Below are 11,925 nucleotides of genomic sequence, written 5' to 3' on the forward strand. Positions count from 1 at the left end.
CCACCCCCCCACCCCAGGGAGGGACGGTGCTTTTTTCCCCTTTTTTGGGCGCCCCCCCTTTCCCCCCTCCGGGTCTCCGAAGGCCGTCGGCCCTGGGACCCGAACGACCGACTTCGAGGGAAACCATGTCGAGCACCATCATTCGAGTTCTTGCCGCCGCGGCGATCGTCGCCGCCGCGGCCGCCTGCGGGGCGGGTGCCGCCTCGGCGGAACCATCGGCCGCGGCCACCACCACCGCGCCCAGCGATCAGCGGTCGGACGCCGGAGCCGCGTCCGCCGCCACCGAGGTCGCGGAGGACGTCTCGGACTGCCCGTTCTACTGGCCGTTCTGCACCACCGACTGACCATCCTGGCCGACGCAGACAGCTGCGGCAGGCCCACCACCGTAAGGATCGAAACATGTTCTCCACCAACGTTCGACGCTCGATCACCGCGATCGCCGCCACCGGCTTCCTGCTGTCCGCCGGTGCGGGCGTCGCCGCCGCGCAGCTTCCGTCCGGGATCGGCGGCCAGGGCCTCCCGTTCCCCGGGGACGGCAACTCCTTCAACGCGGGGGTGGGCGGCGCCGCCGTCGGCCCGATCGCGACCCCCGGCATTCAGGCGGGCCCCGGTGGGATTGGTTTCGGCGGCGGCGGCACGCCCGCACCGGCGACGTGTAAGGAATCGCCGAACCGGTGCGATACACCCACTGACGGGTAACGAGGAGGGACGCCATGTCGAACCAGCCTTCCGGTCGCCATGCCACCGTGGTCACGGACGACGGCGTCCCGCTCTCGGTCCGCGAGTACGGGCCGGTGACCGCCCCGGTCACCGCCGTGTTCGCGCACGGACACTGCCTGCGGTCGGAATCCTGGCATCCGCTCCGTGACCGGCTGAGCGGATCCTGGGGACCGGGGGTGCGGATGGTGTTCTACGACCATCGCGGGCACGGGCGGTCGGGGCATGCGGCGCCGGACAGCTACACCATCGATCGGCTCGGCCGAGACCTGGGCACGGTGATCGGAACCCGGGTCCCGCACGGTCCGGTGGTCCTGATCGGTCATTCGATGGGCGGGATGGTCGCGATGGCGTGTGTCCGTCAGAACCCGACCCTCGCGTCGACTCGGCTTGCCGCGGTGGCGCTGATCTCCACCGCCGCAGGCGGACTCGCCGAGGTGGGGCTCGGTCGGATGCTCCGAAGCCCGGCGCTGTCCGCGTTCCACACCGCGGTCCGGTTGGCACCACGGGCGACAGCAGGAACGAAACGGGTCGGCTGCGGTGCTGCCGCGGCGCTGATGCGGTTCGGGGGGAGTCGCGGGCTCGATCCGCGGGTTCTTGCGGTGGCCGCGGCGATGGCGGGGAACACGTCGGTAGTCACGATGTCCCGGTTCCTGCAGGCGTTCGTCGGCTTCGACGAGTTCGCCGCGGTGCCGCTGATTGCGTCGGTGCCGTCGCTGGTGCTGTGCGGCTCGGCGGACCTGATGACCCCGTTCTCGCACTCGATGTCCCTCGCCGAGCGGCTACCGCTGTCGGAACTGGTTCGGGTGGACGGCGCGGGGCACTCGGTGATCCTTGAACGCGTTCCCGAGGTGGCGGCGGCACTCGACTCGCTCGTCACCCGCGTCGGTGGTGCGCTGGTGGCGCCCGCGGTGTGAGGGCGCGGGTCGGGCGCTCACAGATCGCGGGTCGTGACGATCCCGCTGTGCAATGCGCGTTCCGCGAGCGCGACCCGCTTCTGGTTTTGCGGGAGGTCCTCGACGCCGAACTTGCCGAACAGGGTCCGTAGGTGCGCCTTGACGGTGTCGACCGTGAGAAACAGTTCGTCGGCGATCTGCTGATTCGACGCCGGATTCGCGAACGCAGCGCCGTGTTTGAACGGTCGGCAGAGTGCGACAAGGACGGACCGCTGCGTCTGCGTCAGGCTGCGCACGGTCGGTGCGGACCCGGCGACCATCGTCGCCTCCTCCGCGGCGGCGCCGAACTCCTGGAAGGTGAACGCCGTCCCGCCGACCCGGATGGCGTCGCCGGGGCGAAGGCGTCGTCGGCCGGTGATCCGGTCCCCGTTGACGAACGTCCCGTTGCGGGAGAGGCCGTCGTCGACGATCGTCCAGTGCCCGGCAACGCATTCGAGGACCGCGTGCAGCCGGGACACCTGGTCGTCGGTGAGCGGCAGGTCGGAGTCGGGGGAGCGGCCGATCGTGATGCGGGGCCGGTCGGGGGACAGGTCCCAGCGCGAGACGCCGCCACGCCCGTCCGCGTGCGTCAGCATCGCCTGCGCCGACCCGTCGGTGGTCACGAATCCATCGTGCGCCCGCCGCGACCGAGGCGCCAGTCAGCGGATTCCCGGTCGGTCGACGACCGCGACGGGTTCGCGGTCCCGGACCACCAGGCCCACCAGGAGCAGGGTGGCGATGACCGTGCAGGCGGTCAACAGGCCGACCAGCGTCGCGGTGCGTGCGTCCTCGTGGGTGGTCGCGAGCGAGGCGAAGTCCCACAACGCGTGCAGCAGCATCGCCCACACCAGTGACCCGGTAATCCGGCGGACCATGTAAAACGTCGATCCGAGGACGAACGTCATTCCGACCTGCACGGCGGTGTCGCGGCCACTCTGGCCCTGAAGTGCGTTCGTGGCGTGCATCAACCCGAATGCTGCGGAGCTCAGCAGCCATACCCACACCTCGGCGAGTCCACCGCGGTAGCCGACAACGGCCACTCCCCGGCAGATCAGTTCCTCTGTGAACCCGACGATGAGCATCGCCACAGCCAGGGTGGCGAGGTAGCCGCCGCCGAGCGGGCCGAACTGGGTGCCAGCCAACGAGACGACGGCCGCTGCGACGAGCAGCGCCGGCGGCAGCGCGGCCCAGCGGCTGTGGCTGCGGCGGGTCTCGAGCATGGCCGGTCGCCACCAGCCGAGCCAGGTTGTCAGGAGTGCCGCGAATACGGCTCCGATCCCGATCGGGTACACCACCCCCCGCAGCAGCGTGTCGGTGCTGTCGCCGAGGGTGGTGTAGTCGACGTCGAAGATCTGTTGGGTGACGAAGCCGAGGGCGACATACGCCACGACTACGCCGATGCCGAGCCACGGTGTGGGTTTGACTCGCATGGGCCGGATCCTCTGCTCGATAGGGTAGGTATCCGATCGTTGCAGCGATCCGGGTCCGCGTCGCGCCGTGGACCCGAATCGTGGTGCGGTTCCGTCAGTAGAGCGCGCCACCCCCGAACGCGGCCCGGTGCGACACCGGCTGCCCGCCGTCGACGTCGGTGACGCCGTACTCGAGGGCGGTCTCCGCGGTGATCAGGGTGCGGCCGCTGCGGTCGCCCACCTTCGGGTCGTTGGCCAGGGCGACGATCACCCGGCCGACGAACTCGGGGGACTCGGCGTCCGCGAGGGAGAATCCCTCGAAATCGGTCATGCCGCTGGCGACCATGCGCTCGTTGCGGATCAGCCCGAGCCAGAAGCTCAACGCCGTGACGCCGGTGCCCTTCAGTTCGGCGCCCATGTCCGAGGCCATCTTGTCGAGCCCGGCCTTCGACATCCCGTACAGCACCGAGTGCAGGTGGCCGCGGCTGCCGAACGAGGAGATGTTGCCGATCAGCCCGCTGCCCCGCGGCACCATCAACTTCGCCGCCTCGACGCTCGCGACGTAGTGCGCGCGCAGGCCGAGCCCGATCAGGGTGTCCCAGTCGTCGATCGGCCGCTGCCAGAACGGCTGCGAAAAGCCCGCGTAGCCGTCCGCGGGACCGGCCCAGACGTTGTTGATGAGCAGGTCCAGTCGCCCGCCCTGCTCCTCGGCGATCCGCGCGAACAGCTTCTCGATCTGGGTGTCGTCGGTGTGGTCGCACTGCACCGCGATGCCCTCGCCGCCGCGTTCGGTGATCTCCGCGGCCGTCCGGTCGAGCTTGCCGCCAGCGCCGACCTCCCCGCGCGCGGTGACGTACACCGTCCAGCCGTCCGAGCCGAGGGCGAGCGCGATGCCCTTGCCGACGCTCCGGCTCGCGCCGGTCACCAAGGCGATCTTCCGGTCGGTCATCGCGCCACCCCCGCGAACGCGCCCTCGGTCACCGTCGTGCCGTCGGGGAGCGGACGCACCATCGCCCAGGTCTCGGTGAATCGACACGCCGACATCCGCCACTGTCCTTCCTCGATGAGGTACTCGTCGTCGTACTCGCCGGTCACGACCTTCTCGGTGCGATCGAGGAGGTTGACCTGCCGGAACCGCAGCGTCCATCGCCCGGTGGCGCTGTTCGGGCCGGTCAGGGTGATCTCGGGGTGCATGCCGTGGTGCATGTCGAAGATGACGTGCTTGCCGTCGACGGTGTGCAGGGCCACCTTCGCAAAGATCGCCGCCATCGGGTCCGCGTCGTCGAACGCGCCGAGCCTGCCGTAGTCGATCCGCGCACCAACGCGGATGAAGCAGTCGCGGAAGGTGGTCGGGTCCTTCGCGTCGCAGGCCCGCCAGTAGCGGTGCTTGAGGGCCTTGATCGCCTCGACCTGTTCGAGCTTCTCGATGCGCCGCGCGAGGTCGGCATCCGTGTCCGTCACACCGTCGACCCTAGAGTGTCGGGCGTCACGTCGGGTCGTTCTCCCCTTCAGTGGGCGTGCCTGCCGCGGCACACCCGAGCGCGGCGTGCAGGGTGTCGCCGAACGCGCAGGCGGACAGCTCGGCGAGGGCCGGGTCGTCCTCGGCGTGCTCGGGGGCGCGCATCGCCAGCAGGACGTTGAGCAGCATTCCGTTGGCGATGAACGCCCGCGCCTGGTCCGGCGGGCAGCCGGTCCGAGTGCGGATCAGGGTGTAGATCCGCGACATCGCCGACCGCGCCTGGGTGCCGATCTCCTCGGTCCCGGACGCGGAGAAGCCGTGCATCATCACCAGCAGCAGGTCCCCGTCGGCGACGAGGTTTCCGTACGCGGAGCCGAGGCGGGTCCAGAACGCCTCGTCCTCGGGCGACGGTGCGTCGGGTTCCGCCGCGATCCGATCTAGTTCGGCGTCGAACACCTCGACGATCCGGTCCAGCGCGCGCGCGAACACCGCCCGGAATAGTTCGGCCTTGGTGCCGAACATTCGCACCACGTAGGGCTGGGACACCTCGGCCAGTCTGGCGACCGCGTCGGTGCTCGTTCCGGAGAAGCCGCCGCGCGCGAACGCCGTCGTCGCCGCGGTGAGAACCAGTTCGCGGCGGTCCGCGGCGTTCATCCGGGTGGTGGGCCGGGGGCCGTTCGTCGCAGACATGTTGACAGGTTATCAGTCGATGCCTTAGCGTCGGATCGCGTTAAGTAATCAGTCAATGCTTACTAGCGGCCTCGCCGCCCCTCCAGCCCGCTCCGTGCACCGCCAAGGGAGAACTGATGACGACAACCACCGATCACCGCACCGCAGTACGGGGCGGGTCCGCGCCAGCCCGCCCGCGCCGCGTTCCGCTGTGGCTGGCGATGCTCGCCGCGTCGCTGCCGATGTTCATGGCGACCCTCGACAACCTCGTGATGACCAGCGCGCTGCCCGTGGTGCAGGCCGATCTGAACGCATCGGTCGGGCAGCTGCAGTGGTTCCTCAACGCCTACACCCTCGCGTTTGCGACTCTGATGCTCTCCGCTGCTGGCCTCGGTGACCGGTGGGGGAGGCGACGCGTGTTCATCTGGGGCATCGTCCTTTTCGCGCTGGCGTCCGTCGCATCCGCGCTGTCGACGACGGCGGGCATGCTGATCGCGGCCCGGGCCGTGCAGGGTGTCGGCGCGGCCGCGATCATGCCGCTGTCGCTGACCCTGCTCGCCGGAGCGGTGCCCGCGTCCAAGCGGGCCCTTGCCATCGGCATGTGGGGCGGGGTGTCCGGGCTCGGGGTTGCGCTCGGCCCGGTGGTCGGCGGCGCCGTCGTCGACGGCGTGTCCTGGCAGGCCATCTTCTGGATCAACGTTCCGGTCGCGGTGATCGCGGTGCCGCTGGCGCTCTACGCTCTCGGCGAGTCGCACGGTAGGCGGCAGCCGCTCGACCTGCCCGGAGTCGCGCTCGCCGGTGCCGGTGTATTCCTCGCGGTGTGGGGCATCGTGCACGGCAACGACGACGGGTGGGCCTCGGCCACCGTGCTGGGAACTCTCGTCCTCGCGGTGATCGCGCTGTCCGCGTTCGTGATTCGCGAGATGCGCACCGACAGCCCGGTGATGCCGACCCGAATGTTCCGGTCGCGCAGTTTCACGGTCGCCAACGTGATCGGCCTGATGTTCACGCTCGGCATGTTCGGGTCGGTCTTCCTGCTGTCGCAGTACCTGCAGATCGTCATGGGCTACACCCCGTTCGAGGCCGGCCTGCGGACCCTGCCGTGGACCGCGGCACCGATGATCGTGGCGCCGATCGCCGGCCTTCTCGCGCCGCGGCTCGGGCTCCGGACCCTGCTGGTGGCCGGCCTCACCCTGCAGACCGCGTCGCTGGTGTGGATGGCGTTCGTCTTCGAGGCGGGCACGGGGTATCCGGCGATGGTGCCCGCACTCGCGATGGCGGGGATCGGCATGGGCCTGACCTTCGCGCCAAGCGCGACCGCGGTGCTCGTCGACATGCCGGACGACGACCACGCCACCGCCAGCTCGGTGAACTCGACGATCCGCGAGGTCGGCGTCGCCCTCGGCGTCGCGATCCTGACCGCGGTGTTCCTGGGCAGCGGCGGTGCGCTCACCCCGACCGGGTACGCCGACGCTCTCCGGCCCGCGCTGCTGGTCGGTGCGGCCGCGGTCGCGGTGGCGGTCGTCGCGGCGCTGTTCATGCCGGGACGCACGGGCGCCGGAGCCGAGCGCGACTGACGAAATCCCGATGCGGGCGTGGCCCGGGTCGTGGCAGGGTGCGAGGTGCACCCCGCCCTCGCCCGGCCGACGGCGTCGCCGTCGGCCGGGTGCTCCGATCCGACCAGAGGAGATGCTCGTCATGCCCCCGACCCGGGTGGGCCCCGCCCTGCTGAGCTGGGCGTCGCAGCTCGAGCAGACCACGCTCGCGCAGGCCAGGCAGACCGCCGCCATGCCGTTCATCCATCCGCACGTTGCACTGATGCCGGATGCGCACGCGGGCAAGGGGAGTGCGGTCGGCACCGTGATCCCAACCCGGGGCGCGGTGATGCCAGCCGCGGTCGGTGTCGACATCGGCTGCGGGATGATCGCCGTCCGCACCGGGTTCACCCGCTCCGACATCGAGGTGCGGATCGCGAAGGCGCACACCGGATTGCCGGAGCTGCGCAAGTCCGTGGAATCGGCGATCCCGCTCTCGCCGGGGAACTACAACGCCGACGTGCACCGCTGGGGCTGCACCGCCGCCCGGATCGCCGAACTGGAGGATCGAGCCGATGCGGACGGCGTCGACCTGTCACATTCGCCGCGGTGGCGGGAGCAGCTCGGATCGCTCGGCGGCGGAAACCATTTCATCGAGCTGTGCCTCGACGAGCAGGATCTGGTGTGGCTGTTCCTGCACAGCGGCAGCCGTGGCGTCGGCAATCGAATTGCGCAGCACCACATCCGGATCGCCCAGCGGTCGTGCGCCAACGTCGACCTGCCGAACCGGGATCTCGCCTACCTGACCGAGGGCACCGTCGAATTCGACCGATATCTGGCCGACCTGCACTGGGCGCAGCGGTTCGCCTACCTCAACCGGGCCGAGATGATGGACCGGTTCGCGGTGGTGTTCGCGCGCTGGATGGGCGCCGCCGACCATCGGGAGGCCGAGCGGATCAACTGCCACCACAATTACACGCAGCCGGAGGTCCACGGCGGCGAGCAGGTCTGGCTCACCCGCAAGGGTGCCGTCGACGCCCACGCCGGGGTGCGCGCCGTGATCCCCGGATCGATGGGGACCCGGTCGTACGTCGTCGAGGGGCTCGGCAACGCGGACGGACTCTGCTCGGCCCCGCACGGCGCGGGGCGGCGGTTCTCCCGCACCGAAGCCAAGCGTCGGTTCACCCGGGCGGACCTGCGAGCCCGGATGGTCGGCATCGAGTACCGCGACAGCGCCGAGTTCGTCGACGAGATCCCGGACGCGTACAAGGACATCGACGTCGTCATGGAGGACGCCCGTGACCTGGTCCGGATCGTGCACGAACTGCGGCAGATCATGAACGTCAAGGGCACCTGATCCGGCTCCGCCGCCGTGCGTGATTTTTACCCCGATCGGGGGAAAAACCACCCACGGGCGCGGAGCGCGGTTAGGGCTGGCCGGGGAACGCGACCGTCGGCGGGTTGACCCCGAGGACGGCCCGCCAGCTGGCTGCCCGGAGTGCGGATTCGGTGAGTGCGTCGACGGCGGCCGCCCGGACGGGCTCGGACTGCGCGCGTTCGATCACCGACCGCCAGGCGGTCGCGGTGTCGGCCTCGATTTGCACGGCCAACTGGATCGCGGCCGTCGGGTCGGCGACCGGGAACGGGATCGTGTATCCCGGCTCCGCGCCAGGCGCATCGACATTCGCGGCCGACAGTGCGTCGATCGTCGCGTCCCGCCGCGCGCGGTGCGCCGCGGTGTCCGCGGCGACCTGCGCCGCCCGGGTCGGGTTCGAGTAGGCGGCGACGATGCCGTACGCGAACACCGCCGCGTGTTCGGCGCGCAGCGCGTCGACGAGGGCCTGCTGCTCCGGCCCGAGGGTTGCCGCCGAGGGGGTGGTGGGGGAGGTCATAGCAGCATCACCGCCTGCTGCGCGGCGACCGCCGCGCTGATCGACCCGAGGAGACCGGCCCGGTGGCCGTCCAGCGTGCTGGCGAGTGTGGCTGCACCGCGCTGAGATTCGGCCAGCATGCCGCGCAGCTCGTCGACCGACGGGGGTGCGGCGGGGGCGGTGGTCAGCGCCGCGGAGGTGGTCGCGGGGCCCACCGACGGATCCTGCCCCGCGGCGCGGGTGATCTCGGCGGCAAGGGCGTCCGCGTGGGCGGTGCGTTCCGTGGCGATGACGGCGAGCGCACCCGCTCGCTCCGGCGCGACCGCGGCCGCGGCGTGTGCGGCGGCCGCGTCCCGCCGTGCCGCATCGAGTGGGGCCAGCAGCGGGTCGGGTTCGTCCGGATGATCGTCCGCGCCCGCGCATCCCGCTGCGGCGGCGACCGCGGCAAGACCAACGGTCAGGGCGCCCACCTTCAGCGCCGAGCGTCGGGACAGTGCCGGGAACGAGGGAGGAGCCGCGCCGGACGGCGGCGGGAGAGTCGAGGGTGCGGGCACGGCGCTCATCTTGTCAGGCCGGGTGCCCGTTCAGGCGCAGGGGCGGCGTGGTCACCGGGGCGTCGAATCCGCGTTATTCTAGATCCTCGCGCCCCGCGGCTGGCGAATGCTGCCCGAGGCCGCCGACGAGCGACCACAACTGATCCGACCACAACTGAACGAGGAGCTCTACTGATGCCGGTTCCGTCGAAGGAGAGGGTGATCGAGCTTCTTACCGATCTCGTCCCTCGCCAGGGCTACGACCTGGAGGACGTGACGGTCACGAAGGCAGGCAGCCGGAGTGTCGTTCGGGTGATGGTCGACAGCGATGCCGGGCTCGGATTGGACGCCGTCGCGGACCTGAGTCGGCTGATCTCCGACCGGCTGGACAGCGCAACCGAATTCGGTGAGGCGCCGTACACCCTTGAGGTCACCTCCCCGGGGGTGGACCGTCCGCTCACCGAGCCGAGACACTGGCGGCGCGCCCAGGGCAGGCGGGTACGGGTCGAGATCGGTGACGAGAAGGTGCTCGGCCGGGTCGGTGTGCTCGGTGACGGTGTCGTTGCCCTGGTCGTGCCAGCCAAGGGCGGGCCCGTTGTCCGGGAGATCGCCATCGCCGATGTGCGCACGGCCGTGGTGCAGGTGGAGTTCTCGACGCCGAACGCGCAGGAGCTCGAGTTGGCGGGGGGTGTGGCCGCGGGCCGTGCGCTCCCCGGCGTGATCGACGAGCCGGAGCCCGGCGAGTCTGACGATGATTTCCAGGTGGAGGGATAGACAAGTGCATATCGAAATGTCGGCGCTGCGCGCGATCGAGGACGACAAGGGGATCTCGGTCGACACGATCATCGAGACCATCAAGAGCGCGCTGCTGACCGCCTACCGGCACACCGAGGGGCATCAGCCGCACGCCCGGATCGATGTCGACACCAAGTCCGGTCTTGTTCGGGTGATGGCGACCGAGGTCGATGTCGACGGCAACCGGGTCGGCGAGGAGTGGGACGACACCCCGGAGGGCTTCGGGCGCATCGCCGCGACCACGGCGCGACAGGTGATCCTGCAGCGGCTGCGGGACGCGGAGAATGAGAAGAGCTTCGGCGAGTTCTCGACCCACGAGGGGGAGATCGTCGGCGGTGTCATCCAGCGCGACACCCGGGCCAACGCAAGGGGTGTCGTCGTCGTCCGGATCGGCAGCGAGGCCACCGGAGCCGAGGGCATCCTGCCTGCCGCCGAGCAGGTTCCCGGCGAGGTGTACGAGCACGGCGAGCGGATCAAGTGCTACGTCGTCGGCGTCACCCGCGGGCAGCGCGGCCCGCAGATCACCCTGTCGCGCACGCACCCGAACCTGGTCCGGAAGTTGTTCGCACTTGAGGTTCCGGAGATCGCGGACGGGTCGGTCGAGATCGTCGCCGTCGCCCGCGAGGCCGGGCACCGGTCCAAGATCGCGGTCGGGTCCCGGGTGCAGGGACTGAACGCCAAGGGTGCCTGCATCGGCCCGATGGGGCAACGCGTGCGCAACGTCATGAGTGAGCTGGCGGGCGAGAAGATCGACATCATCGACTTCGACGAGAACCCGGCGAGGTTCGTCGGGAACGCGTTGTCGCCGTCGAAGGTGGTGTCCGTCACAGTCGTCGACGCCGAGGCGCGGGCCGCCCGAGTGGTGGTGCCCGACTTCCAGTTGTCGCTGGCCATCGGCAAAGAGGGGCAAAACGCCCGGCTGGCTGCGCGGCTGACCGGGTGGCGGATCGACATTCGCAGCGACGCGGCCCAGGACGGTGGCGGCGCCTCCGGGCCTGCCCCGACGCGCGTCTAGAGGACGCCGTGCGGATAACGGTGGACAACAGCGGTAGAGTGGTCAATGGCTCGGCATGAGTACTCGACAGACGCGCGCCCGCGCACCGGTCATCCGGTGCGAACCTGCGTCGGATGTCGGAAACTCGCGTCGGCCGCTGAACTGCTGAGGATCGTGGCGCAACAGACCGGGCCGGAGGGCTGGGTGCTGGTACCCGATCCGCGGCGCAGGCTTCCCGGTCGAGGTGCGTGGTTGCATCCCGACCGGCGGTGCCTGAGCCAGGCGGAGAAGCGTCGAGCGTTCGGAAGGGCGCTGCGAGTGTCCGGAAGCCTGGACACGGCGGCCCTCGATCGCGCGATCGGTGCGGAGGTACTCGGCACCGATCACCTGATCGAACCGCATCCACAACAGAGCAGTACCTCGTGAACCCGGTACTCGAACAACGGCACCACCAGTACCCGGGAACACAGGCAATCTCTCGAGAAGAGTCAGGCAAACACACTCATGAGCACACCGTGAAGCACCAACGATGATCGTCCATCGGAGTTAACCCGAGGTCGTGCGGGCATCAGCCACGCTCGACCTCTCAGTAGAGGAGAGCAGTGGCAGGCAAGGCCCGCGTGCACGAGTTGGCCAAGGAACTCGGTGTCACCAGCAAGGAACTTCTCGCTCGGCTCAAGGAGCAGGGCGAATTCGTGAAGTCGGCGTCCTCCACCGTGGAGGCGCCGGTTGCGCGACGGCTGCGGGAGTCGTTCCCGTCGGCCAAGGGGGAGGCGGCTCCCGCGCGCCAGGAGGCCGCGAAGCCGGCCACCACCGCGAAGCCGGGCGGACCCCGTCCCGGCCCGAAGCCGGCAGCCCCGGCCCCGGCGGCTCCTGCCGCCCCGGCCCCCGCTGCGGCGACCCCGCAGCCCACCCCGGCTGCGGCGGCCCCCAAGCCGCCGACCCCGGGCCCGAAGCCCGCGGCTCCGGCCCCGGCGCCCGCCCCGGCCCCGGCGGCACCCGCAGCGG

Annotated in this window: 16 protein-coding genes; 9 read left to right on the forward strand and 7 right to left on the reverse strand. The window is 70.4% G+C overall.

Annotated features, from left to right (window positions below):
- Positions 1 to 125 precede the first annotated feature (125 nt).
- Genes ACFWQG_RS20170 through ACFWQG_RS20180 form a run of 3 tightly spaced genes read left to right on the forward strand, consistent with a single transcriptional unit; the run spans position 126 to position 1,634 of the window.
- On the forward strand, positions 126 to 344 hold the full coding sequence (locus tag ACFWQG_RS20170; protein WP_378509431.1) for a hypothetical protein: 219 nt from the start codon (positions 126 to 128) through the stop codon (positions 342 to 344).
- A gap of 55 nt (positions 345 to 399) precedes the next feature.
- Positions 400 to 699 carry a hypothetical protein gene (locus ACFWQG_RS20175; protein ID WP_378509432.1) on the forward strand — a complete coding sequence of 100 codons (300 nt, stop codon included), beginning with the start codon at positions 400 to 402 and terminating at the stop codon, positions 697 to 699.
- Positions 700 to 713: 14 nt separating this feature from the next.
- Positions 714 to 1,634, forward strand: coding sequence for an alpha/beta fold hydrolase (locus ACFWQG_RS20180; protein WP_378509433.1), 921 nt, complete (start codon positions 714 to 716; stop codon positions 1,632 to 1,634).
- 17 nt (positions 1,635 to 1,651) lie between these two features.
- On the opposite strand, the gene ACFWQG_RS20185 is transcribed toward ACFWQG_RS20180, so the two are convergent.
- The 5 genes from ACFWQG_RS20185 to ACFWQG_RS20205 form a co-directional block, all read right to left on the reverse strand.
- A complete protein-coding gene (locus ACFWQG_RS20185) occupies positions 1,652 to 2,248 on the reverse strand; it encodes an FHA domain-containing protein (protein ID WP_378509445.1) in 597 nt (198 codons plus the stop codon).
- A gap of 63 nt (positions 2,249 to 2,311) precedes the next feature.
- Positions 2,312 to 3,082, reverse strand: coding sequence for a CPBP family intramembrane glutamic endopeptidase (locus tag ACFWQG_RS20190; RefSeq protein WP_378509434.1), 771 nt, complete (start codon positions 3,080 to 3,082; stop codon positions 2,312 to 2,314).
- Positions 3,083 to 3,176: 94 nt separating this feature from the next.
- Positions 3,177 to 4,010 (reverse strand): SDR family NAD(P)-dependent oxidoreductase, encoded by an 834-nt coding sequence (locus ACFWQG_RS20195; RefSeq protein WP_378509435.1) that lies wholly within the window; start codon positions 4,008 to 4,010, stop codon positions 3,177 to 3,179.
- Complete coding sequence (locus tag ACFWQG_RS20200; protein WP_378509436.1) at positions 4,007 to 4,522, reverse strand: nuclear transport factor 2 family protein; 516 nt, start codon at positions 4,520 to 4,522, stop codon at positions 4,007 to 4,009. The genes ACFWQG_RS20195 and ACFWQG_RS20200 overlap by 4 nt, the downstream gene beginning before the upstream one ends.
- A 25-nt stretch (positions 4,523 to 4,547) precedes the next feature.
- Positions 4,548 to 5,210, reverse strand: coding sequence for a TetR/AcrR family transcriptional regulator (locus tag ACFWQG_RS20205; RefSeq protein WP_378509437.1), 663 nt, complete (start codon positions 5,208 to 5,210; stop codon positions 4,548 to 4,550).
- Positions 5,211 to 5,326: 116 nt separating this feature from the next.
- On the opposite strand from ACFWQG_RS20205, the gene ACFWQG_RS20210 reads away from it, so the two are divergent.
- Both ACFWQG_RS20210 and ACFWQG_RS20215 read left to right on the forward strand, forming a co-directional pair.
- Positions 5,327 to 6,766 (forward strand): DHA2 family efflux MFS transporter permease subunit, encoded by a 1,440-nt coding sequence (locus ACFWQG_RS20210; protein WP_378509438.1) that lies wholly within the window; start codon positions 5,327 to 5,329, stop codon positions 6,764 to 6,766.
- Between the two features lie 121 nt (positions 6,767 to 6,887).
- Complete coding sequence (locus ACFWQG_RS20215; RefSeq protein ID WP_378509439.1) at positions 6,888 to 8,081, forward strand: RtcB family protein; 1,194 nt, start codon at positions 6,888 to 6,890, stop codon at positions 8,079 to 8,081.
- Positions 8,082 to 8,151: 70 nt separating this feature from the next.
- Here the strand turns inward: ACFWQG_RS20215 and ACFWQG_RS20220 are convergent, their stop codons facing one another.
- Positions 8,152 to 8,616, reverse strand: a complete 465-nt coding sequence (locus tag ACFWQG_RS20220; protein ID WP_378509440.1) for a ferritin-like domain-containing protein — start codon at positions 8,614 to 8,616, stop codon at positions 8,152 to 8,154.
- The gene (locus tag ACFWQG_RS20225; protein WP_378509441.1) at positions 8,613 to 9,149 is read right to left on the reverse strand and encodes a hypothetical protein; all 537 of its coding nucleotides are present in this window, start codon (positions 9,147 to 9,149) and stop codon (positions 8,613 to 8,615) included. Before ACFWQG_RS20225 ends, ACFWQG_RS20220 begins: the two co-directional genes overlap by 4 nt.
- Positions 9,150 to 9,323: 174 nt before the next feature.
- Between ACFWQG_RS20225 and rimP the strand changes: the two genes are divergently transcribed.
- The 4 genes from rimP to ACFWQG_RS20245 all read left to right on the forward strand — a co-directional run.
- Positions 9,324 to 9,902, forward strand: a complete 579-nt coding sequence (gene rimP, locus ACFWQG_RS20230) for a ribosome maturation factor RimP (protein ID WP_378509442.1) — start codon at positions 9,324 to 9,326, stop codon at positions 9,900 to 9,902.
- Between the two features lie 16 nt (positions 9,903 to 9,918).
- Positions 9,919 to 10,938, forward strand: coding sequence for a transcription termination factor NusA (gene nusA, locus ACFWQG_RS20235; RefSeq protein ID WP_378509446.1), 1,020 nt, complete (start codon positions 9,919 to 9,921; stop codon positions 10,936 to 10,938).
- A 45-nt stretch (positions 10,939 to 10,983) separates the two neighbouring features.
- Positions 10,984 to 11,343, forward strand: coding sequence for a YlxR family protein (locus ACFWQG_RS20240; protein WP_378509443.1), 360 nt, complete (start codon positions 10,984 to 10,986; stop codon positions 11,341 to 11,343).
- A 176-nt stretch (positions 11,344 to 11,519) separates the two neighbouring features.
- A partial coding sequence (locus ACFWQG_RS20245) for a translation initiation factor IF-2 N-terminal domain-containing protein (protein ID WP_378509444.1) occupies positions 11,520 to 11,925 on the forward strand: 406 nt, incomplete at its 3' end.

The sequence above is a fragment of the Rhodococcus sp. NPDC058532 genome, from assembly GCF_042719255.1.
Lineage (GTDB): Bacteria > Actinomycetota > Actinomycetes > Mycobacteriales > Mycobacteriaceae > Rhodococcus_G.